This is a genomic window from Pseudomonas sp. GL93 (assembly GCF_003408955.1).
Classification (GTDB): Bacteria; Pseudomonadota; Gammaproteobacteria; order Pseudomonadales; family Pseudomonadaceae; genus Aquipseudomonas; species Aquipseudomonas paracarnis.
On sequence record NZ_NKRF01000075.1, the window covers coordinates 100,854 to 124,692 of the forward strand.

The window sequence follows — 23,839 nt, forward strand, 5'->3', positions numbered from 1 at the left end:
CCCGGAATGCTTTTCAAAAGGCGGGGGACACGACAACTACCCTGACACCGGGGGCGGTGATTTAGGCCTGCACGATGGGCAACTCGACGCAAAATTTCGCACCAGCCTCGCCATTGCTGACACTCAGGCGCCCACCCATATTTTCCACAATCCCATAGCTCACCGAGAGCCCCAGCCCGGTGCCGACACCTATCGGCTTGGTGGTAAAGAATGGCTCGAAAATCCGCTCCAGCAAGCGCGGGTCTATCCCGCCGGCGTTGTCTTCGACCCAGATACGCACATGGCGGCTGTCGTGCTCGCTGTGCAGGGCAATCCAGGGGCGCAGGGCAGGGTCTTTTTCTCGCTGGCTGAGTAATGCGTCGCGGGCATTGACCATCAGGTTGATCAGCACCTGTTCCAACTGGTCAACATAGCCTTTGACCTGCACCGAGAAGTCCGCAGGGCTGATGCGCACGTCCACACCTTTGCCGCGCAAGCCTTCGCTGAGCAGGGACAGAGTGCCCTCCAGTGCCTGCGCCGGGTCGAACGGTTGCTGCTCGATTTCCGAGCGGCGGCCGAACACGCGCATGTGGTCGACCACCCGTGCCGCGCGTTGCACCTGGGCGTCGATGCGCTGGAGTTTTTCCGTGAGGTAGTCGATTTGCACATCGCCATTGCCCAGGCGCTTGAGCACGTTGACGACGGCCATGTGCATCACGTTCAGCGGTTGGTTGATCTCATGGGCCAGGCCGGTGGCCATTTCGCCGAGGGTGGCCATTTTCGCGCTTTGGGTCAGCTGTTGCTGGGAGCGGCGTACTTCGGTGTTGTCGCGGCCCACGGCCTGCACTTCGATCAGGGCGCCTTGTTCATCGAAGACGCCACGGTCCGACCACACCCACCAGGCATGTTCGCGCCCCGGCAGTTGCAGGCTGATTTCCGCGGTGCTCACCGGGAGTTCCGGGGTCAGTTGCTGAATGCGCTGCACAAAGGCGGCGCGTTGTTCATCCGACAGCCACTGGCCCAGGTCGATGCCTGGCAATTGGTCGGGCCGACACTCCAGGTAATTGGCCAGCGGCGTGTTGCCGAAGGTGAGGATCAGGTCGGGGCGGTAGCGACAGATCATCGCTGGCGAGTCTTCCACCAGGATGCGGTAGCGCTCCTCGCTCTGGCGTACCTGTTCGGCGGCCAGGGTCGCTTCGGTGACGTCCAGCCACAGGCCCACGGCTTCCACCGGCAGGCCGAGGTCGTCGCGCAAAAGCTTGGCTTCGTCGAGCAGCCAGTGGTAGTGGCCTTGTTTGTCGCGCAGGCGGTAGCGGCCGCGCACGTTGCCTTCGCGCAGCAGTTGGCGGGTGCGTTCGAAGTAGCGTTCTCGGTCGTCGGGGGGGATCAGCGCCGCCAGGGTATCGTGGTTGCAATCGGCCAAGGTCCAGCCCAGCAGCGGCAACAGGCTGGCGCTGAAAAACGCCGGGTGCAGCGCGCCGTTGACGTAGCGCTGCACATAGATGACGGCCGGTGAGCTGGCGATCAGGTTGTCCAGGCGCGCATGGGCGGCGGCGGCTTGCAGTTGCTGGTTCTGGATGTCGCTGATGTCGAGCATGAAGCCGATCCAGCGCCGTTCATTGCCGGCGCCCAGCACTTGGCCTTGTATGCGGTACCACAGGGGCGACTGCTCGGACTCGGTGCGTTGCAGGCGCACGCTGGTCAGCAGTGGCTTGCCCAGGGCCTGCAGGTCTTGCAGGCGGCTGTTGAGGGCCTGGCGGTCGGCGGGGTGGATAAGTTCGAGCCAGGTGCCGAGAGGTTGGCGGGTGGGGCCTTCGTCCAGGCTCAGGTTGCGCAGCAATTGTGGCGCCAGTTGGATCTCCTGGGTGGCGGGCAACAGTTCCCACCAGCCAGTGCCGAGCAGGCCTTGCAGGGCTTCTACCCGTTCCAGTTGCTGGTAGTGACGCTGTTCGCGCAGGCGGCCCAGCAGCGGCGCGGCGAGTGCTGCGCACAGGTTCAGCCAGTCACGCTCGCCGGTGTGGGATGCCTGGCCGTTATAAAAACCACACAGCAGCCACGCGGCGGCGCCATGGCTGTCGCGGTACGGCACCAGGAAGCCGTCGGCATTGCCAAATACACTGTGCAAGCGCGGGTTGTCGCTGCGGCCCTGGGCAACGTCCAGGCTCAGTGGCGTGTTGCCGTTGATGCTGTCCAGGCTGGTGCCCAGGTGCTGCCCGGTTTGCCATAAGGCCGGGGCGTCGTGGGCGGTGTATTGGCTGTAGATGCGCCAGCCCTGGTCATCTTCGTCGAGCAGTGCCATGGCGACGCAAGGGATGCGCCAGCGCTGGGCCACGCTGCGCAGGTGTTCGCTGAACACCTGGGGCAGGCGGTTGAGGCTGCACACGCGCAGCTGTTCGCTCATCAGGGCGGCGAGTTGGTGGTTCTGCTCGCGTTGCTGCACCCGTAACCGGTCGGCCAGCAGGTCAGTGATGTCCAGCAGGTGCAGGGCCCAGCCGTCGCCCTCCGGCTCGATCCAGCCGCGGGTATGCAGGGCCTGGCCGGCAGCGCCCTGGAAGTCGAGGTCCAGGCCGTGCCGTTGCCACTCCTGCGGCGTGCCCTCGACACTCCGCGCGCTGTCGGCACACAGCAAGGTCTGCAAGGGTGGGTTGGGCGCGTTGGCAAGATGCTGGGCAAGCAAAGGCCTCAAGGTGCCTGAGATGTTCAGCACCCGCCCCAGGTTGTCCAATTGCACTTGCAGGCCCGGCGCGGGTGTTGCTGGCGCGTCCAAGGCCAGGGCGCTGGTGCGCCCGCGCAGGCGTGCGAACAATTTATCCCCCGTCGTCAAAACTGAAGGCTCGAGGTAGCAGTGAGGTGGGTGGGCAGGTTCGGTACGGTGCCCACCCCGGGCAATACCAGGGCCGGCAAGACCGCTTTGATATTGGCCGAGGGGTAGGTGATCTTCACCGTCAGCAAATTATTGGTGTAGGTGGCGGTGATATAGCCGGGCAAGAAATTCAAGGAACTGGGAATCCAGTTCAACTGGGCCTGAGTCGCCTCCTTGGCGCGTTGCACAACCAGGGCCGAATAGCCTGAACCTGCAGTGATTGGGTCCAGGGACACACTGCGGCGTACCCCCTCGGCGGCCGCCTGGTGAAATGACTGCATCAACAGCAGCGGCAAGCTGTAGCTGAGCATGCCGTAGAACACCGCAAAAAAAATCACGAAGACCAAGGCAAACTCGATCGCCGCAGCACCTTTTTGCTTTCTCGGGAGGCTCGATTTCATGACTGCGTCTACCCTGAGGCGAGTACTTGATATCAGCATAGAATCATTCAGCCAAAAGGGATGTTTTTTACGTGATCCAGACGCTAGTGATTGTGCTGTGGTTGGGCGTATGTGCCGTGCAGGATATTCGCCAGCGCCAAATTGCCAATACGCTGACCCTGGGCGTCGGGCTGCTGGCGTTGATCTACCTGTTGTGGGCGGGGTCGACCTGGCTGGGCGCGCCCCGTAGCGAGGGTGGCCTGGCCTTGGCTTTGGCGCTGGTGCTGACCTTGCCGGGCTATGCGTTGGGCCGCTTTGGCGCGGGGGATGTGAAGTTGCTAGCCGCCTTGGGGCTGGCCTCCAATATCGAGTACCTGCTGGGGTCGTTGATCGGTGCCGGCATCGCCATGGTGGCCTGGACACTTATGCATCAATGGCTTAGCTCGTGCCGTGTCGAGCGTAAGGCGCAGGTGTCAACAAAGCAGCCTTTTGCGCCCTTCGTTTTGACAGGTTTTGCCGGCGGCTGGCTTTGGATCCATCAGTCGCACGAGTTGATTAATGCTATGTACATAGTCGGAAAGTACGTCTACGTTTAATGAGTAGTTGTGTAGGAATTTTCGTCAGAAGGGATAGGTCATCATTTGGCTTGCCAGGCATGGAGTAGCGCGTGAACAAGCTTACGTCTGCAGTAAAAGTGCTCGTAGTCGACGATCAACCATTAATCGTAGAGGAGCTCTGTGAATTTCTTGAAAGCAGCGGGTACCGTTGTGTCCCGTGCGAGTCCAGCCAGCAAGCTGTCCAGCGTTTTGGCGAAGACCTTCAGATTGGTTTAGTGCTGTGTGACCTGCATATGCCGGACATGGACGGCATCGAACTGGTCCAGGCGCTGCAGCGGATCGCCGGCAAACATCGTGCGTTCGAAGCGATCATGCTCACCGGTCGCGCCGACAAGCAGGATGTGATCAAGGCGCTGCGGGCGGGCATCGCCGATTACTACCAGAAGCCGATCAACCTCGATGAATTGCTCGAGGGCCTCAAGCGCCAGGAAGCGGCATTGGAGGAGCGGCAGAAAGACCTGCAGTTGGGCACGCTCAACCAGAAGTTGCAGTACCTGTCCGAATCCATCAACGACTTGTATATGGACTTGGACAAGGTGCGCCGCAACCCGACGCCCCAGGACCATGACGGGGCCCCATCGACCGATGAAGCCGGTTCGTTGGAGATTCCGGCGATCTTCAATCAGCTGTCACCGCGCCAATTGGATGTGGCCCGCCTGGTGGGCAAGGGTCAGACCAACTATCAGATTGCCTGTGAGCTGGGGATCACCGAGAACACGGTCAAGCTGTATGTGTCCCAGGTATTGCGGCTGACCCATATGCACAACCGCACGCAGTTGGCGCTGGCGTTGTCACCGAACAACTCGGCGATGCGCCAGCGGGTGACGGCGCACTAGCACCGCCCTACTGTAGGAGCGAGCTTGCTCGCGAAAAACGCCAAGACACCGCGTTACCCCAGGATGCACGCGTTATCGTTGACGTTCTTCGCGAGCAAGCTCGCTCCTACAGGGGTTATTTGCCGCTCTGCGCAGTGCCGCCTACTTTCTGATCAAAAAACTCCGGAATCGGATGCTTGTTGCTGTCCAGCCAGCGCTTGAGCGCTTGTTCGCGTTCTGCCGGCGTGGTTTTTTGCGGGTTGGCCGAGGCTGCGCGGCCGCTCAGTTGCAGCGCCATCCAGTTTTCCGTTTCTGCCTGCCGGGGTGAAGACGGCCCCGCTTCGATGGCCGAAGCGAGGAGGGGTAGGGCCAGGCAGGCAACGCCAGCGAGGTGGAGGAATTTCATCATTGACTCCCTATTTCACAGAGGCCGGCAGCGTGTCGCTGACCGCCGCTACCTGATCCTTGACTGGACGCTGCGGTGCCGTGCCAGCGTCCTTGAGGTGTTGCGCCCGTGCCTGGGCCCGAGTCACCTGATCGGGACTCAAGCCGAGTTGGCCGACCACTTTCGCCGCTTGCTCCCAGTTGTCCTGATAGATCAGCAGGGTCACCAGGTTGACCGCCGCCAATTGATCGCTCTGCTTGAGCTCGATGGCGGTCATGAATTCAAAGCGTGCGTCGTCCAGGCGCCGTTGGTCGAGGTACACCACGCCCAGGTCATTGCGGATTTTTTCGTCGGTAGGCGCCAGCCGTGCCGCACGTTGCAGGTGAGCCATGGCCTGGCCGTTGTCGCCCTTGGCCGACGCCAGTTGCCCCAGGCCGTGCTCACCGTCGGCGGCCAGGCAGGTGCCCAGCAGGCTGCGGTACAACGGCTCGGCGTCAGGACGGCCTAGCAAGCGATAGGCACGGGCCTGGCGTTGACGAACCTGGGGCAGGGCGCTGGGCAGGTTCTGCAGGTTGGCGAGGCTGGCGTGCAGCTTGCCTTCGTTGGCCATGTCATCGGCCAGGTTCAGCGACAGCTCCTGGTCCGAGCTGGGCTTGGGGCAACTGCCCGGCGCCAGTAACCCGGCCCACGGAACCTGGCCATTGCTGGCACAACCGCCCAGCATCAGCAGGCTCAAGGCGACGATCAGTGGTTTCATGGCAGGCTCCTCAAAAGTTATTCAAGGCTCGGGAGATGGCGATCATGGCCGGCCCCCCCAGCACGATCAGCAAGGCGGGAAACAGGAACACCATCATCACCACGGACATCTTCGCGGACATCTTCGAGATGTATTCCTGCAGGCGGGTCAGGCGGCGGTCGTCGAGCAACTGCTTGAGGGCCAGCAAGGATTTCATCGCGCCGCCGCCTTGGTGGATCAACTGCTGAAGGATGATGCAGGTGTCGGTGAACTCATCCACGGCCAGCAGGCGTGCGGTCTTGCCCAGCTCTTCGGACAGTTCCAGGCCTGAGTCGACCCTTACCAAGACCAGGCGCAGTTCATGGGTCAGGTCTGGCAGCAGGCGCTGGGCTTCGGTGCTCAACACCCGCAGTGATTGCTCAACCGCCATGCCGGATTCGAACAGGATGCGCAGCAACGGAATGAAGGTGGAAATTTCTCGAGCGATGCGCTCCTGGCGGTATTTCGCGCTGAGGGCCAGGATGCGTTTGGGCAGCAGGTAACCGATGCCCAGGGCAATCGCCGGGGCAATCCAGGGCGAGCCGGCATGGGGGAACAGCAGTTGCTGGCCGAGCAGGGTCAAGCCCAGCAGCACGATGGGCACGCCGATCTGGCAGGCAGCAAACATGGAGCGCTGGTTGGATTTGCGCCAGCCGACGCGGTTGAGCAGGGTCTGGGTTTCGTTGTCCAGGCTGACCGAGCGCTGGGCTACGGCGCTGGCGCCCAATTGGCGCATCAGGCTGCCAAGCTTGTCCTCGCGGGTCAGTTGGCCTTGCAGGCGTTGGCTGACCAGGCGTTGACGGCGTCTTTGCTCCAGCAGGTTGCCGACGATCAAGGCGACGGCGGCGAGCGACAACAGGATGCAGATCAGGATGGCCATCTCAAATACTCCGCAACATGCGCCACATGACGAAGGTGCCCGTGATGTCGAGCGCCACTGCGGCCAGCAGCAGGTAGCGCCCGGTACCGTCATTCCACATGCTCATCAGGTAGCCCGGGTTGACCATCAGGAAGTAGCCGACCATGACGATAGGCAAGCCCGCCAGCACATAGGCGGTCATGCGCGTTTCGCCAGTCATGGCCTTGAGTTGGCGCGCACCCTGTTCGCGCTCGCGGATCATCTTGATCAGGTTTTCCAGCAGTTCGCTGGCGTTGCCGCCGTAGCGGTGGTTGACCTTCAGGCCCAGGGCAAACAGGCGGAACTCATCGCGTTCGTAAAACTCGGCAAAGTCGCTGACCGACTCCGGCAGGCTCACGCCCATTTGCACGTTACGCTGGATGCGGCTCATCGCCTGTTTGAGCGGCGCTTCGGCGCTGTCGATCGCGCCCAGCACAGCGTCCGCCAGGGTGCGCCCAGACTTGAGGCTGCGCACGCTGTGGTCCAGTAGTTGGGGTAATTGTTCGATCATGCGCTGCACTCGCCGTTGGTAGCGCCAGGCGATAAACACACGCAGCAGCAGCGGCGGCAGGATCAGCATCCCCAACAGGCCCAGCCCGCCGGCCAGCAAGTAACCCAGCAACATGCCCACCGCCCAGCTACTCAGCCACAACCCCAGGCGATCGGTGGGCTTGCCCAGGCCGGCGCGCTGGAACATGCGCTCCAGCGCGACCCAGCTGCCGTTCGGCTCCTGGGCTACCGGCTGGCCATCGGAGAGGCGCTCCAACACCCGATCGGTACCGGCCTGGCGCAGCCCTTGCTGGAACAGCCAGACGGACAGGCTGATCAGCAGGATACAAATGAGCAGCAAGACAAGTCCGGTCATAAGCCCTCTCTACAACGGCAATGCCGATTCACGCCGCAGCTTGTCGCCGGCCGGGTTGAGCGCTTCGCGCAGGAAGCCAAAACCGGTACGGCGGTCGAGGCGGAACAGGGTGTTGGTGACATACACGTCGTCGCGCACGCCCACCACTTCCACCACCTCGCTGACGCAACGGCGCCCATCGGGCAGGCGCGTCAGTTGGATCACCACATCCAGTGCGGCGCAGATCATCTGCCGCAGGGTTTTCTCCGCCACCACACGGCCGGTCAGGCCCACCAGGGTTTCCAGGCGCAGTAGCGCGTCCTGGGCATTGTTGGCGTGTACGGTGCTCATGGAACCGTCATGGCCGGTGTTCATGGCCGTCATCACGTCGAGCACTTCGACGCCACGGATCTCGCCAAGGATGATGCGGTCCGGGCGCATCCGCAGGGCGTTGCGAATCAGGTCGCTGGCCTTGACCTCGCCATGCCCCTCGGCATTGGGCGGGCGGGTTTCCAGGCGCACCACGTGGGGGTGGCCCAGTTGCAGCTCGGCCACGTCTTCGATGGTGACCAGGCGTTCGTGGGGGTTGATCAATTGGCTGAGGATATTGAGCAGCGTGGTCTTGCCGGTGCCGGTGCCGCCACTGATGAGGATGTTGCAGCGCTTGCCCACCGCTTCCTGGAAGAACTCGAAGATGTTGTGGTCGATGGTCTGCATCGCCACCAGGTCGCTGCTCTTGAGCATGTCCTTGCGAAACTTACGGATCGACAGGCAGGGGCCATCCAGGGCAATCGGCGGGATGATCGCATTGACCCGGCTGCCATCCGGCAAGCGCGCATCGACCATCGGCGACGACTCATCCAGGCGCCTTCCAAGGGGCGCGAGAATCCGCTGCATCACGCGCTCGACATGGTGCGCGTCGATAAAACGCAGGTCGCTCTGGTGGAGTACTCCGTCACGCTCGATAAACACCCGGTGTGGGCCGTTGACCAGGATCTCGGTGATCGACACATCGCGCAGCAGCACTTCCAGCGGGCCGAAGCCGGTCAGCTCATCGACGATTTCCTCGGCCAGGCGCTCCATCTCATAGCGCGAGATGGCCAGGTGCATGCGCGTGATGTATTCGGCCACTTTGTCGATGACAAATTGCGCCAGGGATTGGCGCGAACCTTCCAGCAGGTTCTGGCCCGACTCTTCGATGGCATCAATGATGTAGCGATGCAGCACCAGTTTCAGGCCGTCGTGGTCGTTGTGCGCGGCGCTTCCACGGGCCGGGGCGCCGAAGAGTTTTTCGCCGTTCATCGACTCGCCCCCAGCAGGCGTTCGAACCAGCGTGTCGAAGGTTTATCCAGGCCTTCGGAGCGTTTGGCCAGACGCTCACCCAGGTGGCGCAGGGCTTGGGTCAAGGCTTCGCGGGGGGCCAGGGTGAACAGGCTTTGCCCCTGGTTCTTGGCGTTCAGGCGCACTTCGGGGCTCAAGGGCAGCACGGCGATGCACTCCAGGCCGAAGCTTTTTTCCAGGGCTTCGGTGTCGGGGGCACAGCCTTTGATGTAGCGATCGACGAGCAGCTTGGCATGGTCGAGTTTCATGCCTTTTTCGCGCCACAGGTTCAGCACCGCCAGGTTACGCCGACAATCGAGCACGCCCTGGTCGGTGCACCACAGCAGCTTGTCGCAGTGGCTGACAAAGGTGCGCAGGGCTTCGCTGTCCGCTTGCCCGGTGAGGTTGACCACGATGTGCTGGAAGTGCTGGCGCAAGGCGCTGAGCAACATGTACAGCTCGGCGGCGCTGGTTATTTCCAAGGGTTCATCGCTGGCGGCGTAGGCAAGGATCCGCAGGCCGTCGTCGGTGCTGGTGAACGCGCTGTTGATCAGCGTGGCGTCGAGGCGGCGCAGGTGGCGCAAGGCGTCGCCGAAGTTGAAGGTGCTGTCCAGGCCCAGCAGCGCCAGGCTGTCACCCCTGGGCAGGCCAAGATCGAGCATCAGCGTCTGCTGGCCACTCTTTTGCACCACCATCGCCAGGTGGCTCGCCAGCAGGGCGCCATCGGTATTGCCCTGGGCACCGTAGAGTACGGTGAGGCCGCCGAGATGGGCGTTCGGCGCGGTGGGCGGCAAGCGCTTGCTCAGGCGCCGCACCAGCCCGGCCACTTCGCTGGAGCGTGAACCATAGGCGACAAAATCCCGCGCACCGGCACGCATGGCGTTGAGTACCAACTGGTTGTCCATGCCGTCGCCCAAGGCCACCACCGCCAACATCGGCTTGGCTTCCAGGGCGCCTTCGATCAAGGCGCTCTGGGCCACCAGGTGTTCACGGTCCAGACCCACGAACACCAGGTTGGCGAAGGTCACGTCCACCAGTGCCAGCAATTCATCCAGGCTGCCGCCGCCCACACTGATCACTTGGCCAAGGGGTGCCAGCGCGCCCTGGAGCCATTCCAGGTCGGTGCTGTTGCGGGTGATTGCCAGGAAGGTCTGGCTCAGGCTATCGCTCATTGGGAAAGTCCACTGCGACGGTCGAAGTTGCCGTTTTCCAGGAAGAACAGGCGGAACCAGTTCGGGTCATAGGTGCGCAGTTTTTCGCCGGGCAGCGACGGCAACTGCGCATTGGCGGCCAGTGGCTGGACGAGGTGCGGCGTGACAATCATCAGCAGCTCTTTCTCTTCGCTCTGGATATTGGAGTCGCGGAAAAACGCACCAAGGATCGGGATATCGCCCAGGCCCGGAAGCTTGGCGATGGTGGAGCGGTTGGTACTGCTGATCAGGCCACTGATCACGAAGCTTTCGCCATCGGCCAGTGACACGCTGGTGTCGGTACGTCGCACGGTCAGGGCCGGCACTTGAATGCCTTCGATGCGGATTGCATTGTTGTAATCCAGCTCGCTGACTTCCGGGGCGACTTTCAGGGCGATGCGGTTGTGGTCGATGACCGTGGGCGTCAGCGTCAGGCGAATGCCGAATTCCTTGTACTCAATGGTGATGGTATCGCTGCCGGCAGAGGGCACCGGGATCGGCACTTCGCCGCCGGCCAGGAAGGTCGCGCTCTGGCCGCTCATGGCCACCAGGCTCGGGCGCGCCAGGGTATAGGCGAAGCCGCTGCTTTCCAGGGCGTTGATCAGTGCCTTGACCCGGCCACCGCCAAATCCGATGTTGAAGTTGTCGGCGCTCACCGGCAATTTGAAGATGCCCTCTGACGGGGACAGCAAGTCGGGGCTGCCGAGGAAGAAGTTTTTACCCATGCCGAGGATCTTGGTGCTGGCTTCCTTGAGTTTGGTGCGGCTGACTTCGACGAAGCGGATATCGGTCTGCACCTGGCTGGGCAGCGTCGGGTCTTCGGAGGGCGACAGCGATTGGCTGGTCAGCGCCGAGGTAGCCTTGCCTTTGACGAACACCATGCTCTGGCGCGGCGTGGTCGAGCAGCCGGTCCACACCATCAGGCTGGTGGCTCCGCTGCCAACGCCGGTGAGCAGGAAGTGGCGGTCGCCGTTGACCCGCACATCGGCGATTTTCGGGTCGCCGATAGCCAGGCGCGTAATCGCTACCGGCGATTGCAGCTCGGTCTGCAAGCCTTCGCCCACCTCGATCACAGCGGGCAGTTGGCCCAGGGCGTTGCAGCTGCCCGATGCGCCCATCGCCATGCCCAGGGGCAGGCACGGCAGCATCAAGGCCAAGGCCAATTGAGCGTAGCGTTGGCTCATTCAAGGCATCCTTGTTCAATCAGGGGGTAGGTTGTGCCGCCGCCGCGCCGCGAATCACTTCGACGCCCCGACGCTGGCCGGTGTCGGCAACTGCGGGGGTGATTTTTTTCGGCGGGCCGCTGAGGGCCAATTGGGTGAATTGGTAGAGGTCGCGATTGGCGCTTTGCACCTTGTCCGGGGTGTCGCTTTCGCCAGCCCAGTAGCGGCTGAGCAATTGTTCGTCGGCACTGCGCACGGCCAGGCGTAGCGTGCCGGCTTGGGAGGCGAGCATCAGCCGACTCAGCAACGGTTCGGGTACCGCCAGCACCACACTGCGCGCGGCGGTGCGGCGTTGGGCGGCCTGGGCGCGTTCTTCGGCGGTGGCGGGTGGCGGTACGGCCGGGGTGCCGTCGTTGGCCAGTCCCAACTGGTCGCCGACGCTGAGCAGGCGAATCGCCGGGATGACCACCTGCGCCGATTGCTCGGCATTGGCATTGTCCTGGCGCAAGAACAGCAAGACATCGACGTAATCGCCGGGGCTCAGTTGCCCACCGGCACCGATGACCTCATCGACGGCGACGGCCAGCGCGCGTTCATTTGCACGAATCATGCGGGCCAGGGGGCCACCGGCGGTGAAGCTTTCATCATTGAGCCAGGTGCCGGCACCCAGGGCCCGCAAGGGCGTACGGCCGATGGCCTGGTCGACGCTGGTCAGGCTGCCAGCCGGCACGGTGCGCAGCTTTTCCACAGCCACATCGGCAGCGGTGAGGGGCACAAAAGGCGCAACCGCGTGCACCAGCACGACGACGGGCTGGCGGGTCTGGTCTTCTACAACAGCAACGGTTTTTTCAACGGAAATGACAGGTTCTGGCGAGGGTGCTACGGCGGGTGCAGGCGGACGACTCAGCACCAGGCCCCAATACCCTGCAACCAAGGCTCCGATAAGCAGCAAGCCAGCCAGGACCATGCTGATGCGACTGTTCATGACGGCTCTCCCTATCCTGTTGCACTGCTTTTATTCTCGCTAAACCAAACGAGTTAAATTCGCAACTGGGCTGTGATGAACAACTAACGATTTGGCTATTTGAAGGTAGCTCAGCTAGGACGAAATGCCATTACCGAATGAAAAATTTATCGATGTTTTTAGAATCGGGCCTTTAAACAACGGACTTACAGGGCGCATGAGGCGACTAATACTTTATGATTAATTCATTCTTACAGTTGTGAGTGTTAAATTTGTTGACAATGCTCTAGTGGCACACGGCAATCATTGTGCGGGCCAGCTGTATCGGCGCTTTGTGGCGCATGAAGGAGATCTCAACATGATCCTTGACCTGTTCTTGAAATTTTACGTTCACGCTCAGTTATTCCTGCGTCGCAGAGATGGGGCGTCGGCTATTGAATATGTGATTATTGTCGCGATAGTTGCGTTGGTTATCGTCGGCATTGGTACTGGGCTTGGCGATAAGATAAAAGGCATCTTCGAGCAAGTGTCCGATGCGCTGCCAGCGGCGACTTAGCAGTCATTGCGGTATTCTTTCGTTCTGGTGATTATTTTTATCAGGTACCGCCCATGACCCACCCTTCGTCATCCCGCCAACAAATCCTATTGGTGGACGACGAGGAGGATGCGCTGGTGGAGTTGGCCGAATCCCTCGAAAACGAGGGATTCGTCTGTTTTACTGCGACCTCCGTCACCTTCGCCTTGCAAGAATTGACACTTCACCCTGATATCGCCCTGGTCATCACCGATCTGCGCATGCCCGAGGAAAGCGGTATCTCCTTGATCAAACGCCTGCGCGAACATACCTCACGCTCGCATTTGCCTGTGATCGTGATGTCTGGCCATGCAGAAATGGACGATGTCAGCGATATGCTGCGCTTGCAGGTGCTGGACTTGTTTCGCAAGCCGATCTACCTGGCGCGCTTGCTCGATACCCTCAATAGCCTGTTTCCCCTCTCTACACCTGGTCGGTAACGGACCGGCACCGCTTATTAAATGTGGGAGCTGGCTTGCCTGCGATAGCGGTGGTTCAGTTAAAGATTCATTGACTGACACACCGCCTTCGCGAGCAAGCCCGCTCCCACATTTAGACCGCGTTTCACCCGATGATCAAGGCTTGAGCGGACGCTCCTGGTCACGCTCGGAAAGCTCTGTGCCGTCGTCCGGGTGCTTCCAGGTTTGCGGCTTTTCGTCTTCGCGCTGCCGCCGGGGTTCTTCACGCTCCGGCTCATTGTGCTGCTTCTGTTCGTTCCCCATAACGTCTCCGCCCATAAGAATTGGACACAGCTTCAAGCATAGAACACAGCAGGCTGTTTTGAAGCCGGCCCAGATTGATAGCCAATACGCATCAATTCATCCAAATTAGTCACTTATCATTTCTAAATGTGTCAGCCACTATCCCAAGTCTTAAGCGAAACAAGCACTTTAAAAAGAACGCTGGAGACACAAAACCATGACGACCCCTTCCCGGCCTGCGGCTGCCCCCTCGAAAGTAGGCGCGGTATTGCGCGTTACTTCGGGCAATTTCCTCGAACAGTTCGACTTCTTTCTGTTCGGTTTCTACGCCACCTATATCGCTGCCGCGTTCTTCCCGGCCGCTAATGAGTTTGCGTCATTAATGATGACCTTCGCCGTGTTCGGCGCGGGCTTCCTGATGCGTCCATTGGGCGCGATCATTCTGGGTGCCTACATCGATGACGTGGGCCGTCGCAAAGGCTTGATCGTGACCCTGTCGATCATGGCCAGCGGTACGCTGCTGATCGTACTGGTGCCGAGTTATCAGACCATCGGCCTATGGGCGCCGTTTCTGGTGCTGTTGGGGCGCCTGCTGCAAGGCTTCTCGGCCGGCGCGGAGCTGGGTGGCGTGTCGGTGTACCTGTCCGAAATGGCCACGCCGGGCCGTAAAGGCTTCTACACCAGCTGGCAGTCGGGCAGCCAACAGATCTCCATCGTCGTCGCCGCGGCCCTGGGTTATGGCCTGAACGTATGGATGGAACCTACGGTGGTGGCCGATTGGGGCTGGCGGATTCCGTTTGCCGTCGGTTGCGTGATCATTCCGTTTATCTTTGTGTTGCGTCGCAACCTGCAGGAAACCGAAGAGTTCGCCAACCGCAAGCATCGCCCAACCATGCGTGAAGTGATGGCGACCCTGGTGAAGAACTGGACCGTGGTCATCGGCGGCATGCTGATGGTGGCCATGACCACCACCGCGTTCTACCTGATCACCGTGTACGCACCGACTTTCGGTAAAACCGTGTTGCACCTGAGCACCTCGGACGCCTTGCTGGTGACCTTGCTGGTCGCGATCTCGAACTTTTTCTGGCTGCCGATCGGCGGCACGTTAAGCGACCGCTTCGGCCGCAAACCAGTGCTGATCGCCATGACGGTGCTGACTGTCCTTACGGCTTATCCGGCATTGTCCTACGTGGTCAACGCACCAAGCTTTGCGCACATGCTGGAAACCCTGCTGTGGTTCTCGTTCCTGTATGGCATGTATAACGGCGCGATGATCCCGGCGTTGACTGAAATCATGCCGGTGGAAGTGCGTGTGGCGGGTTTCTCCCTGGCCTACAGCCTGGCGACAGCAGTGTTCGGTGGCTTTACCCCGGCGATCTCCACCTGGTTCATTCACATCACTGAAGACAAGGCTTCACCTGCGTATTGGATGATCTTCGCCGCGCTGTGTGCATTGTGTTCGACCCTGGCGTTGTATCGCCGCGCCAATACCCGTGGCCAAGTCATGCAGGAGGCTGCGCAATGAAACCGCTGTTCAAGACCCTCACTGCTGTCGTCCTCGGCACCCTGGCGCTGACCGCCCAGGCCGAACAACTCAAGGTCATGACCTCGGGCGGCTTCACCGCCGCGTATAAATTGCTCGGCCCGCAATACGCCGAGCAAAGCGGTGACACCCTCGACACCATCCTTGGCCCGTCCATGGGCAAGGCGCCGGAAGCGATTCCCAACCGCCTGGCCCGTGGCGAACACGCCGACGTGGTGATCATGGTCGGCTATGCCCTGGATGAACTGATCAAACAAGGCAAAGTCGACCCCGCCTCCCGCGTGGAATTGGCGGACTCGCGGATCGGCCTGGTGGTGAAGGAAGGTGCGGCCAAACCTTCGATCAATACCGATGCCGAGCTCAAGGCTGTGCTGAGCCAAGCCAAGTCGGTGGCCTATTCAGATAGCGCCAGCGGCGTGTATGTCGAGAAGCAATTGTTCAAGAAACTCGGCATGCCGGCCAAGGGCACCATGATCGAACGCGTGCCGGTGGGCGAGCAGGTGGCCAAGGGCGATTATGAGGTCGGCTTGCAGCAAGTGGCGGAGTTGTTGCCAGTCAAGGGTGTAACGTTTGTGGGCAAAATCCCGGAAGACGTGCAGTCGGTGACGCGCTTTGCCGCGGGCATTCCGGTGAACGCCGAACACCCGGAGCAGGCCAAGGCGCTGTTGCAGTTCATGGCATCGCCCGAGGCCCAGCCGGAGGTGCAATCCACCGGCCTGGACTCGGTGTCACGCTGACCGGAACGGCATCTCCCGTACCAGTCGCTCCAACTCCAGCGCCGCCGGTGGCAATGTCCGCCCGCGGCGCTTGATCAAGCCCACATTGCGCAGCACCTGGGGCTCCACCAGCGGCACACTGACCAGAATCGGGTGAGTGTGCGCCGGCATCGCAATCGACGGCACCATCGCCACGCCCAGCCCCGCCTCCACCAGCCCGATCATCGTGGTCACATGGTGGGTCTCGCAGATACTCGGCTTTTTCACCCGCACGCCACGCAGCGCCTGGTCGAGCAGGAAGCGATTGCCCGACGTCTTGTCCACCTCAATGTAGTCATGCTCATAAGCCTCGGTCCAGCTCACGCTGTCACGCGCAGCCAGAGGGTGATCACGCCGACAGGCCAGCACGTAGCGCTCCTGCAGCAGCAACTCGAATTCCACCTCATCGGCCAGGCTGCCGCTGAAACTCACGCCAAAGTCTGCCTCGCCGCTGGCCACCGCATTGCACACCTCGCCGGCACTGGCATCCAGCACCCGCAGGCGAATCTTCGGATACAGCTTGTGGAATTCGGAGATCACGTGGGGCATGAAGTAATACGCGGTAGACGGCACACAGGCGATGGTGACGTTGCCCATGCGTGTGGACGCGACGTTGCTGATGCCCATCAAGGCGATGTCCAGATCATCGAGCATTCGCTCCACCTGGGGCAAGAAGGCACGACCGACCATGGTCAGGCTGACCCGCCGCGTGGTGCGCTCGAACAACTTTACATCCAGCGCGGATTCAAGCTTTTCGATACGCCGGCTGAGGGCCGGTTGCGAGATACGGATAGCCTCGGCAGCGCCACGAAAACTGCCCTTGTCCACCACGGCGCGGAAGGCTTGGAGGTCGTTGAGGTCGAAGTTGATGATCACGGGAGGCAGGCCAAAGGTGGTCGAGGTGACGAGCATTATCGTATGGGAGCCGGTGGGACGCCATGTGTGCCGAGACGGTTTGCCGAGATCATCCTGTTACACATATGAAGTCATACATATCAGCAGGTTATCGGCCGCCTGCGGCCACGCGATCGCCAAAACGGGTCAATACTTGGGGCCTGACCTACACAACTGGAGACGTAGCAACTCATGGAAACCTACCCCTTCTGGATGGACGACGAGGCGCCGGGCATCGGCATCGATCAGTTGCTTCTTGCATCGCGTCAATGGTCGAGTAGGATTGAATCCTACTCACCTCTGGCGGATAACCCCATGCGCTCAACCCAGCAAATGAGCATCACCTTGCCCCTTGAAATGGCTGCCCTGGTCAAAGCCAAGGTGGCTGCTGGCGAATATGCCAGCGAAAGTGAAGTGATTCGCGACGGCCTGCGGGCGTTGCTGGCGCGTGATCGTGCCATGGAAGATTGGCTCAGAGACGAAGTCATCCCAGCAGCGACCGCCCTTGAGGCCAAGCCTGAGCTTGGGTTATCGCCAGAACAGGTCCGCGAACAGATGGCCGCCAGACGTCAGCGCAAAGGCACACGGGAAGCGTGAGCTACTCGGTAGTTTTTTCGCCCCAGGTCCTGGTGCAACTCGATGCCCTCGAGGATTACATCAGCGATGTCGGCTCCCCTCCTGTAGCGGCACGTTTTATCGATAACCTCATCAGCTACTGTGAAAGCCTTGCCCTGTTTCCCTTGCGTGGCATGCGCCGTGACGACCTGCTGAAAGACTTGCGCATCACTCACTGTCGTCGCAGCACCGTTATTGCTTTCAGAGTGAAGCCTGACTTCAAAACGGTATCGATAGTGGGGGTGTTTTACGGCGGGCAAGACTACACGGCGTTGTTGCACGCAGATGAGAACGAGCACCCGACAAGGGCTGAAAAGCCTGCTGAAAACTGATCAGCAGGCTTTTAGCGTTCAAACACCCTTTAATGAAGGGCCTGATAGCGCGTTCCAAGCCGTTGGCGCACCGAAAAATGCCTGGGCATTACTGTCCAACGTTTCCAAATGATACCCGCCTTCCTGCACGATCACGCAGGGCAACCCCAGCGCACGGATGCGGGCTCCCAACCGCGCAAAGCCGTCCCGCGTCACCGCGACTTTGCTTTGTGGGTCCAGCTCGTAGATATCGAAGCCCAGTGACAACACCAGCACATCCGCCGAGAAGCGCTTCACCGCTGCCAGGGCCTGCTCCAGCTTTTCGAAGAACACCGCTTCGCTGGCACCATGGGGCATCGGCAGGTTGAGGTTGTACCCTTCGCCGGCGCCACCGCCTTTTTCCTCGGCAAAACCAGCCACGCCAGGATAGAAGTTGGTCGGGTCGCCGTGGATCGACACATACAGCACGTCGTCGCGGTCGTAGAAAATTTCCTGGATGCCTTGGCCGTGATGCATATCGGTATCGAGCACGGCGACACGCTGGAAACCTTGTCGCAGTGCTTGCGCAGCCACGGCCGCATTGTTGATGTAACAGAAGCCACCGGCCGCGTCGAAGCGGGCGTGATGGCCCGGCGGCCGGCACAAGGCGTAGGCGGCAGGTGCGCCATCGAGGAGGTCACCCGCAGCGGCGACGGCACTTTGCGCCGACCAATAAGCCGAGCGCCAGGTCAACTCGCCGATGGGGCAACTGCCATCGGCCAGGTAGCGTGCAGCCTGGGCCAGGATGCCGCGCAGGGCATTGGGTTCACGCACGAAAATATTGGACATGACTTCGTCGCCCCAGTCTTCGGGGATCTCTTTCCAACGCGGGTGAGCCTCTTGAAGAAAAGCCAAATAGGCGCTGCCGTGCACGGCGAGCAAAGGACCCATACCGTAATCGGTCGGTTGCTGGATATCGAAGCCCAGGGTTTGCGCAGCCAGCAGCAGGTTGCGCGCTCGCTCGGGAACCTCCTGGGGCGTGCGCATCTGGCCGCGGGAATAGTAGCTACGCGGGTGATGCAGGAGTTGTTCGGGGTGGAAAAACGTCTTCATGAGTTGCTCCTGGATAAACACAGAACCTGTGGGAGCTGGCTTGCCTGCGATTGCGGTGAATCAGGCAGTACATTGTTCTCTGACAGTCCGCTATCGCAGGCAAGCCAGCTCCCACATGGGCATGGCGTCAGCCTTCAGAAATGAACGCGCCCGGCGCGTTTCAAGACGGCGTTGAGCAAGACATCGGTGCCTTGGCGCACATCGTCGGGCAAGACATCTTCGGCTTCGTTGTGGCTCAGGCCGCCGACGCAGGGGATGAAGATCATCGCGGTGGGGCAATAGCGCGCCAGGTGAATCGCATCGTGGCCAGCACCGCTGACGATGGTCTGCTGGCTGTAGCCCAAACCGTCCACCGCAGCCTGCACGCAAGCCACGCACTCGGCGTCGAACGGCGTGGCCGGGCTGATCCAGTGAGGCGTGATGGTGACGCTCAGGCCACGGTGGTCAGCGATAGCCTGCAGGCGTGCACGCACTTGCTGCTCCATGGCGTCGATGTCGGCGTCGTGGTGGTGGCGCAGGTCGACGGTAAAATTGAGCAATCCGGGGATGGTGTTGCGCGACGACTTGGCGATGCTCAGTTCACCCACAGTGGTGAGACCCTGCGGGGCAAAATCGGCAGCGAGGTTTTCCAGGGCCTGGATCATTTTCGCCGCGCCGTACAGCGCATCTTTACGCAACAGCATCGGCGTAGTGCCAGCGTGCGCGGCCATGCCTTCGACCCGCACATCGAGCCAGCGAATCGCTTGACCACCGGTGACTACGCCGATGCTGTTGGCGTTGTCTTCCAGGATCGGGCCTTGCTCGATATGCGCCTCGAAATACGCATCCACCGCACCACCCAACGGGCGCTCACCGTTGTAGCCGGTGGTGCGCAACGCCTCGTTCACGCTGATACCGTCTACATCGGCGGTGGCCAGTGCCTTGTCCAGGGCGAGCGTGCCGGTGAACACCGCCGAGCCCAGCATCGCTGGGGTGAAACGGGCGCCCTCCTCGTTGGTCCACACTGCAATTTCCAACGGCTTGCGCGTCTGGATGCCGTGGTCGTCGAGGCTGCGGATCACTTCCAGGCCAGCCAACACGCCGTACACCCCATCGAAGCGTCCGCCTTCGGGCTGGGTATCCAGGTGGCTGCCCATCATCACAGGGGCTGCGTCGTTATCGGTGCCGTCGCGGCGAGCGAACAGGTTGCCAATAGCGTCCACGCTCAACGTCAGGCCAGCGGCTGTACACCAGTGACTGAACAGCTCACGACCGGCCTTGTCTTCAGCGCTCAATGCCAGGCGGCAGCTGCCACCGCGTGCCGTCGCGCCGATCTCGGCCATGGCCATCAGGCTATGCCACAGGCGCTCGCCATTAATCTTCAACATTGCTGACTCCCTCAACTGTGTGCCATTTCCAGGCGATGAGCCGTGGCGTGGCGGCGGGACAAGGCCAGCACGCACACCAAAGAAACCGCCGCGATCACGCTGTAGAACACTGCCATCGGCCACCATTGGCCTTGGTATTGATGGGCCAGCCAAGTGCCGATCAGCGGGGTCAAACCACCGGCCAGGGCACCACAGACCTGATAAGCCAGAGAGATCGCGGTGTAGCGCACACGTGTTTCAAACAGGCCGCTGACAAAGCCTGCAATGACGGCGTAGAAGGACGCCATGCACACCACCGCGAGGGCAATGCCAAGGATGATCAAGGGCGCCTGGCCGCTGCTGACCAATACGAACATCGGGTACGGCGACGCCATCGCCAGTACGGTCATGGCGCACAGGAACCGTGTAGCGCCGACCTTCTCCGCCACCCAGGCGGCCAGAGGCTGAACGCAGAACTGGATGATGGCGACGAAGAACAGGCATTCCAAAATCAACGAGCGCGGTAGGCCCAATTGTTGAGTGCTGTAGGCAATCATGAAGGTGTTGGTGAAATACACGCCGGCAATCCCCAACGTATTGGCGCCAATGCACAGCAACAGCGGGCGCCAAGCGGTTTTCAGCACTTCCAGGACGGGGGCTTGGTCCTTTTTAATAGCACGGGCCTTTTCCGCCAGGGCCTTGTCTTCAAGGAACTCCGGCGACTCGTTCACACCCAGGCGAATCGCCAGGCCGACCACTAGCAGCAAGGCGCTGGCCAGGAACGGCAGGCGCCAGCCCCAACTGAGCAGGTCTTCTTCCGGCAGACGAGTGACGGCGCTGAACGCCAGCAAGGACAGAATCAAACCGGCCGGGCTGCCCAACTGCGCGAAGGATGCAAAGAAGTTACGGCGCCCCTTTGGCGCATGTTCCCCGGCCATCAACACCGCCCCACCCCACTCGCCGCCGACCGCAATGCCCTGCACCACGCGCAGCAGGATCAGCAGCACCGGGGCTGCGGCGCCGATCTGCGCATAGGTCGGTAACAGGCCGATACACACCGTCACCACGCCCATCATCACGAGGGTAATCACCAGGGACTTCTTGCGCCCGATGCGGTCGCCGATATGGCCGAACACGATGCCGCCCAACGGCCGTGCGAAAAAGCCCACGGCGAAGGTGCCGAATGCGGCCATGGTGCTGAACAGTTTATCGTCGGAAGGGAAGAACAGCTGACCGAACACCAGCGCGGCGGCGGTAGCGTAGATGTAAAAGTCGTACCACTCGATCATGGTGCCGATAAAGGCGGCGGCCGCGGCACGGCGAGGCTGCGGCGAAGCGGAAGGCTTCATGGGGTTGGCTCCTTTGGTTATTTTTTTGGCAGGAGAAGGTCGAACCAGTGCGCTCTGGTGGCGCTTGTTAAGCCCGATTTTTCGGCCTGGGGCTATGATTAGTCAATTTTCTATTTATTATCTTGATTATAAAAACTGCTTATTCTCGAGCGATGCCATGCCCGAATCCCGCCGCGATATTCACCCCCTACTCAATGACCGCCTGGACTGGAACCTGCTGCGCACCTTCCGCGTGATCGGCCAGGAACTTAGCATCAGCCGCGCCGCCGCCCGCCTGCATCTGACGCAACCGGCGATCAGCCAGGCGCTCAAGCGCCTGGAAGAACAGCTGGATTGCCAACTCATCCTGCGCCGCGGCCCGCGCTTCGTGCTCACCGAGGCCGGTGAGCAGATCTTCGCCATCGCCGGCGAGATGTACGGTCAGGTCTCGCAGATGAGCAACGCCCTGCAAAAGCCCGGCGATGAAGTGATCGGCAAAGTGCGTTTGCTGATGATCAGCCGGATTAATTCCGACACTTTCGATGACTTTCTCGCAGGCTTTCATCGCGAGCATCCGCGGGTAGACCTGGAGGTCGAAGTGATGCGCAGCTCCGACATCGTCGCCGCGCTGCTGGAGAAAACCGCGACCTTGGGGCTGAGCCTCAACCGTCGGCCACAGCCGCGCCTGGAACAGCACCTGTTTCTGCGTCAGCGCTATGCGTTTTTTTGTGGGAAACACCACCCATTGTTCGGACGCACAGGCTTGGTCGAAGGGGACTTGCAGTCGGAAAACTTCGTGAGTTTTACCAGTGACCAGATCGGCGGGATGCTCTCGCCGCTGACGATTTTTCGTGATCAGCAAGGGTTCGGTGGGCGGATCGTGGCGTCATCCTCCAGCCTGGAAGAAGTGCGTCGATTGGTCATTGCCGGGTTTGGCTTGGGCTGCTTACCCACTCATGTGGTGGCGGACGATGTGAAGAGCGGGCTGCTGTGGCGGTTGCCGCCGGATGAGGGGATTGCGGATGTGGATATTCATCTGTTGTGGAACCGGGAGCAGAAGATGAGTCGGGCGGAGGGGGTGTTTATTGAGTGTCTTCTAAGTCGGTTGGCCGACGAATGATTGCTCACATCGATAGCACTGATGATTACTATCGAAACGAGCGCCTGCTCGATTGCCAACACTGATTCCTATAATCGCCCCCAGCTTCCCTCTCCTGCGTCTGACCTCAGGCGACTTTCACCTTGGAATCCCACACCATGCCAAGCGCGAGCCAGGCCTCTAACGGCCTTCCCGAACATAATCAACAAAGCGTCAAACAGCAGTGGCTGGCGATTCTTTCGGTCGCCGTGGGTGCCTTTGCCCTGGTGACCAGTGAATTCCTGCCGGTGGGCGTACTCAACGACGTCGCCAGCGATCTGGGCATCAGTGCCGGTCACGCCGGGTTGATGGTGACATTGCCCGGTATCATGGCCGCCCTCGCCGCGCCGTTTCTGTCGGTCAGCATTGGCGCCATGGACCGTCGTTACCTGCTGATCGGCCTGACACTGGTGATGATCATCGCCAACTCGGTGGTGGCCTTCGCCAACGATTTCAGCCTGCTGCTGTTCGGTCGCGTATTGCTCGGCATCAGCATCGGCGGCTTCTGGGCCACGGCCATTGCCCTCAGCGGGCGGCTGGCGCCCAAAGGCGTTGGGGTTGCGAAAGCCACCTCGATCATCATGATGGGCGTGACACTGGCCACCGTCTTGGGCGTACCGGTAGGTACGTGGCTCAGTGGCCTGATGGGCTGGCGCATGACCTTCCTGGTCACGGCGTTGGTGGGCATTCCGGTGCTGTTGGCGCAAATCTTCCTGCTGCCGCGACTCACCCCTGAGAAAGCCATTCAGATCCGTGACCTGCCGGCTTTGTTTATCAACCCACAAGCACGGGTCGGGTTGATCGCCGTGCTGCTGATCGGCCTGGCGCACTTTGCTGCGTATACCTATGTCGCGCCGTTCTTTAAACACAGCTCCGGCTTCGACGGGCCGACGATTGGCTCGCTGTTGTTGCTGTATGGCGTGGCTGGGGTGCTGGGCAATATCTTCGCCGGCTTTGCCGCCAACCGCAGCGTACGCAACACCCTGTTGTTGGTCGCACTGATGATCGGCACCAGCACCGCGCTGTTCCCCTACTTCGCCACCGGCATGACCGGTGCGGCGATGCTGATCGCCCTCTGGGGCTTCGCCTTCGGCGCGTTCCCAGCCTGCGCGAGCATCTGGATGTTTGTGGTGGCGCCCAAGGACGTAGAGCGTGGTATGCCGCTGTTTGTGGCGCTGTTTCAGGTGATCATCGCCCTGGGTTCATTCTTTGGCGGGCGGATCGTCGACCAAATGGGCAGTTCGGTGTTGTTGAGCCTGGCCACGGTGTTAGTAGGGTTCGGGTTTGCGACCGTGCTGGTGTTGGGGCGCAAGGTCAGTAATAACCTGGTGGCACAGCCTGCCTGACCG

At 61.1% G+C, this 23,839-nt stretch carries 25 protein-coding genes; 10 read left to right on the forward strand and 15 right to left on the reverse strand.

Annotation, left to right across the window (positions count from 1 at the left end; translation table 11 throughout):
* Window positions 1-61 precede the first annotated feature (61 nt).
* Complete coding sequence (locus CER19_RS14105; RefSeq protein WP_116666849.1) at window positions 62-2,803, reverse strand: PAS domain-containing protein; 2,742 nt, start codon at window positions 2,801-2,803, stop codon at window positions 62-64.
* Window positions 2,800-3,243 carry a TadE/TadG family type IV pilus assembly protein gene (locus CER19_RS14110; RefSeq protein WP_116666850.1) on the reverse strand — a complete coding sequence of 148 codons (444 nt, stop codon included), beginning with the start codon at window positions 3,241-3,243 and terminating at the stop codon, window positions 2,800-2,802. The genes CER19_RS14105 and CER19_RS14110 overlap by 4 nt, the downstream gene beginning before the upstream one ends.
* A gap of 71 nt (window positions 3,244-3,314) precedes the next feature.
* Between CER19_RS14110 and CER19_RS14115 the strand changes: the two genes are divergently transcribed.
* Together CER19_RS14115 and CER19_RS14120 are read left to right on the forward strand one after the other, a co-directional pair.
* Window positions 3,315-3,818, forward strand: a complete 504-nt coding sequence (locus CER19_RS14115; RefSeq protein ID WP_116666851.1) for a prepilin peptidase — start codon at window positions 3,315-3,317, stop codon at window positions 3,816-3,818.
* Between the two features lie 71 nt (window positions 3,819-3,889).
* Window positions 3,890-4,675, forward strand: coding sequence for a response regulator transcription factor (locus CER19_RS14120; RefSeq protein ID WP_116666852.1), 786 nt, complete (start codon window positions 3,890-3,892; stop codon window positions 4,673-4,675).
* Window positions 4,676-4,790: 115 nt separating this feature from the next.
* Here CER19_RS14120 and CER19_RS14125 read toward each other — a convergent pair whose 3' ends face one another.
* The 8 genes from CER19_RS14125 to cpaB are packed head-to-tail and all read right to left on the reverse strand — an operon-like array spanning window position 4,791 to window position 12,214.
* Window positions 4,791-5,060, reverse strand: coding sequence for a DUF3613 domain-containing protein (locus CER19_RS14125; protein ID WP_116666853.1), 270 nt, complete (start codon window positions 5,058-5,060; stop codon window positions 4,791-4,793).
* Window positions 5,061-5,070: 10 nt separating this feature from the next.
* On the reverse strand, window positions 5,071-5,796 hold the full coding sequence (locus tag CER19_RS14130) for a tetratricopeptide repeat protein (RefSeq protein ID WP_116666854.1): 726 nt from the start codon (window positions 5,794-5,796) through the stop codon (window positions 5,071-5,073).
* Window positions 5,797-5,806: 10 nt separating this feature from the next.
* Window positions 5,807-6,694, reverse strand: a complete 888-nt coding sequence (locus CER19_RS14135) for a type II secretion system F family protein (protein ID WP_116666855.1) — start codon at window positions 6,692-6,694, stop codon at window positions 5,807-5,809.
* Window position 6,695: 1 nt separating this feature from the next.
* The gene (locus CER19_RS14140; protein ID WP_116666856.1) at window positions 6,696-7,577 is read right to left on the reverse strand and encodes a type II secretion system F family protein; all 882 of its coding nucleotides are present in this window, start codon (window positions 7,575-7,577) and stop codon (window positions 6,696-6,698) included.
* Between the two features lie 9 nt (window positions 7,578-7,586).
* On the reverse strand, window positions 7,587-8,858 hold the full coding sequence (locus CER19_RS14145; RefSeq protein WP_116666857.1) for a CpaF family protein: 1,272 nt from the start codon (window positions 8,856-8,858) through the stop codon (window positions 7,587-7,589).
* The gene (locus tag CER19_RS14150) at window positions 8,855-10,048 is read right to left on the reverse strand and encodes a pilus assembly protein (RefSeq protein WP_116666858.1); all 1,194 of its coding nucleotides are present in this window, start codon (window positions 10,046-10,048) and stop codon (window positions 8,855-8,857) included. The genes CER19_RS14145 and CER19_RS14150 overlap by 4 nt, the downstream gene beginning before the upstream one ends.
* Complete coding sequence (locus tag CER19_RS14155) at window positions 10,045-11,250, reverse strand: type II and III secretion system protein family protein (RefSeq protein WP_054896411.1); 1,206 nt, start codon at window positions 11,248-11,250, stop codon at window positions 10,045-10,047. The genes CER19_RS14150 and CER19_RS14155 overlap by 4 nt, the downstream gene beginning before the upstream one ends.
* A gap of 19 nt (window positions 11,251-11,269) precedes the next feature.
* Window positions 11,270-12,214: a Flp pilus assembly protein CpaB gene (gene cpaB / locus CER19_RS14160; RefSeq protein ID WP_116666859.1), complete on the reverse strand. Its 945-nt coding sequence runs from the start codon at window positions 12,212-12,214 to the stop codon at window positions 11,270-11,272.
* A gap of 337 nt (window positions 12,215-12,551) precedes the next feature.
* On the opposite strand from cpaB, the gene CER19_RS14165 reads away from it, so the two are divergent.
* Both CER19_RS14165 and CER19_RS14170 read left to right on the forward strand, forming a co-directional pair.
* Window positions 12,552-12,749, forward strand: a complete 198-nt coding sequence (locus CER19_RS14165; protein WP_034125890.1) for a Flp family type IVb pilin — start codon at window positions 12,552-12,554, stop codon at window positions 12,747-12,749.
* Window positions 12,750-12,802: 53 nt separating this feature from the next.
* Window positions 12,803-13,207 carry a response regulator gene (locus tag CER19_RS14170; RefSeq protein ID WP_116666860.1) on the forward strand — a complete coding sequence of 135 codons (405 nt, stop codon included), beginning with the start codon at window positions 12,803-12,805 and terminating at the stop codon, window positions 13,205-13,207.
* A gap of 135 nt (window positions 13,208-13,342) precedes the next feature.
* Here CER19_RS14170 and CER19_RS28800 read toward each other — a convergent pair whose 3' ends face one another.
* Complete coding sequence (locus CER19_RS28800; protein ID WP_165861633.1) at window positions 13,343-13,489, reverse strand: hypothetical protein; 147 nt, start codon at window positions 13,487-13,489, stop codon at window positions 13,343-13,345.
* 196 nt (window positions 13,490-13,685) lie between these two features.
* Here CER19_RS28800 and CER19_RS14175 point away from each other — a divergent pair, with 196 nt between their 5' ends.
* Together CER19_RS14175 and CER19_RS14180 are read left to right on the forward strand one after the other, a co-directional pair.
* Window positions 13,686-14,993 (forward strand): MFS transporter, encoded by a 1,308-nt coding sequence (locus CER19_RS14175; protein ID WP_116666861.1) that lies wholly within the window; start codon window positions 13,686-13,688, stop codon window positions 14,991-14,993.
* Entirely contained in the window at window positions 14,990-15,748 is a 759-nt protein-coding gene (locus CER19_RS14180) for a substrate-binding domain-containing protein (protein ID WP_116666862.1), read from the forward strand. Before CER19_RS14175 ends, CER19_RS14180 begins: the two co-directional genes overlap by 4 nt.
* Here the strand turns inward: CER19_RS14180 and CER19_RS14185 are convergent.
* Window positions 15,740-16,642 (reverse strand): LysR family transcriptional regulator, encoded by a 903-nt coding sequence (locus CER19_RS14185; RefSeq protein ID WP_116666932.1) that lies wholly within the window; start codon window positions 16,640-16,642, stop codon window positions 15,740-15,742. The two genes, CER19_RS14180 and CER19_RS14185, sit on opposite strands and share 9 nt — an antisense overlap.
* A 333-nt stretch (window positions 16,643-16,975) precedes the next feature.
* Here CER19_RS14185 and CER19_RS14190 point away from each other — a divergent pair, with 333 nt between their 5' ends.
* Together CER19_RS14190 and CER19_RS14195 are read left to right on the forward strand one after the other, a co-directional pair.
* Window positions 16,976-17,257, forward strand: coding sequence for a type II toxin-antitoxin system ParD family antitoxin (locus tag CER19_RS14190; protein WP_116666933.1), 282 nt, complete (start codon window positions 16,976-16,978; stop codon window positions 17,255-17,257).
* Entirely contained in the window at window positions 17,254-17,607 is a 354-nt protein-coding gene (locus CER19_RS14195; RefSeq protein WP_116666863.1) for a type II toxin-antitoxin system RelE/ParE family toxin, read from the forward strand. Before CER19_RS14190 ends, CER19_RS14195 begins: the two co-directional genes overlap by 4 nt.
* An 18-nt stretch (window positions 17,608-17,625) precedes the next feature.
* Here the strand turns inward: CER19_RS14195 and CER19_RS14200 are convergent, their stop codons facing one another.
* The 3 genes from CER19_RS14200 to CER19_RS14210 all read right to left on the reverse strand — a co-directional run bounded on the left by CER19_RS14200 (window position 17,626) and on the right by CER19_RS14210 (window position 21,373).
* On the reverse strand, window positions 17,626-18,678 hold the full coding sequence (locus CER19_RS14200; protein ID WP_116666864.1) for a histone deacetylase family protein: 1,053 nt from the start codon (window positions 18,676-18,678) through the stop codon (window positions 17,626-17,628).
* 134 nt (window positions 18,679-18,812) lie between these two features.
* Entirely contained in the window at window positions 18,813-20,045 is a 1,233-nt protein-coding gene (locus tag CER19_RS14205; RefSeq protein WP_116666865.1) for a Zn-dependent hydrolase, read from the reverse strand.
* An 11-nt stretch (window positions 20,046-20,056) separates the two neighbouring features.
* Window positions 20,057-21,373, reverse strand: a complete 1,317-nt coding sequence (locus CER19_RS14210; RefSeq protein WP_116666866.1) for an MFS transporter — start codon at window positions 21,371-21,373, stop codon at window positions 20,057-20,059.
* A gap of 157 nt (window positions 21,374-21,530) precedes the next feature.
* Here CER19_RS14210 and CER19_RS14215 point away from each other — a divergent pair, with 157 nt between their 5' ends.
* Together CER19_RS14215 and CER19_RS14220 are read left to right on the forward strand one after the other, a co-directional pair.
* The gene (locus CER19_RS14215) at window positions 21,531-22,472 is read left to right on the forward strand and encodes a LysR family transcriptional regulator (RefSeq protein ID WP_116666867.1); all 942 of its coding nucleotides are present in this window, start codon (window positions 21,531-21,533) and stop codon (window positions 22,470-22,472) included.
* Window positions 22,473-22,609: 137 nt separating this feature from the next.
* The gene (locus tag CER19_RS14220) at window positions 22,610-23,836 is read left to right on the forward strand and encodes an MFS transporter (protein WP_116666868.1); all 1,227 of its coding nucleotides are present in this window, start codon (window positions 22,610-22,612) and stop codon (window positions 23,834-23,836) included.
* Window positions 23,837-23,839: the final 3 nt, after the last annotated feature.

What these genes read in the sequence shown, in the direction of transcription:
- CER19_RS14155 (WP_054896411.1), bottom strand. Translation starts at nt 11,250, where the DNA reads ATGAGCCAACGCTACGCTCAATTGGCCTTGGCCTTGATGCTGCCGTGC.
- CER19_RS28800 (WP_165861633.1), bottom strand. Translation starts at nt 13,489, where the DNA reads ATGGGGAACGAACAGAAGCAGCACAATGAGCCGGAGCGTGAAGAACCC.
- CER19_RS14200 (WP_116666864.1), bottom strand. Translation starts at nt 18,678, where the DNA reads ATGAAGACGTTTTTCCACCCCGAACAACTCCTGCATCACCCGCGTAGC.
- CER19_RS14170 (WP_116666860.1), top strand. Translation starts at nt 12,803, where the DNA reads ATGACCCACCCTTCGTCATCCCGCCAACAAATCCTATTGGTGGACGAC.
- CER19_RS14135 (WP_116666855.1), bottom strand. Translation starts at nt 6,694, where the DNA reads ATGGCCATCCTGATCTGCATCCTGTTGTCGCTCGCCGCCGTCGCCTTG.
- CER19_RS14165 (WP_034125890.1), top strand. Translation starts at nt 12,552, where the DNA reads ATGATCCTTGACCTGTTCTTGAAATTTTACGTTCACGCTCAGTTATTC.
- CER19_RS14150 (WP_116666858.1), bottom strand. Translation starts at nt 10,048, where the DNA reads ATGAGCGATAGCCTGAGCCAGACCTTCCTGGCAATCACCCGCAACAGC.
- CER19_RS14210 (WP_116666866.1), bottom strand. Translation starts at nt 21,373, where the DNA reads ATGAAGCCTTCCGCTTCGCCGCAGCCTCGCCGTGCCGCGGCCGCCGCC.
- CER19_RS14205 (WP_116666865.1), bottom strand. Translation starts at nt 20,045, where the DNA reads ATGTTGAAGATTAATGGCGAGCGCCTGTGGCATAGCCTGATGGCCATG.
- CER19_RS14190 (WP_116666933.1), top strand. Translation starts at nt 16,976, where the DNA reads ATGCGCTCAACCCAGCAAATGAGCATCACCTTGCCCCTTGAAATGGCT.
- CER19_RS14175 (WP_116666861.1), top strand. Translation starts at nt 13,686, where the DNA reads ATGACGACCCCTTCCCGGCCTGCGGCTGCCCCCTCGAAAGTAGGCGCG.
- CER19_RS14180 (WP_116666862.1), top strand. Translation starts at nt 14,990, where the DNA reads ATGAAACCGCTGTTCAAGACCCTCACTGCTGTCGTCCTCGGCACCCTG.
- CER19_RS14110 (WP_116666850.1), bottom strand. Translation starts at nt 3,243, where the DNA reads ATGAAATCGAGCCTCCCGAGAAAGCAAAAAGGTGCTGCGGCGATCGAG.
- CER19_RS14215 (WP_116666867.1), top strand. Translation starts at nt 21,531, where the DNA reads ATGCCCGAATCCCGCCGCGATATTCACCCCCTACTCAATGACCGCCTG.
- CER19_RS14130 (WP_116666854.1), bottom strand. Translation starts at nt 5,796, where the DNA reads ATGAAACCACTGATCGTCGCCTTGAGCCTGCTGATGCTGGGCGGTTGT.
- CER19_RS14140 (WP_116666856.1), bottom strand. Translation starts at nt 7,577, where the DNA reads ATGACCGGACTTGTCTTGCTGCTCATTTGTATCCTGCTGATCAGCCTG.
- CER19_RS14220 (WP_116666868.1), top strand. Translation starts at nt 22,610, where the DNA reads ATGCCAAGCGCGAGCCAGGCCTCTAACGGCCTTCCCGAACATAATCAA.
- CER19_RS14125 (WP_116666853.1), bottom strand. Translation starts at nt 5,060, where the DNA reads ATGAAATTCCTCCACCTCGCTGGCGTTGCCTGCCTGGCCCTACCCCTC.
- CER19_RS14145 (WP_116666857.1), bottom strand. Translation starts at nt 8,858, where the DNA reads ATGAACGGCGAAAAACTCTTCGGCGCCCCGGCCCGTGGAAGCGCCGCG.
- cpaB (WP_116666859.1), bottom strand. Translation starts at nt 12,214, where the DNA reads ATGAACAGTCGCATCAGCATGGTCCTGGCTGGCTTGCTGCTTATCGGA.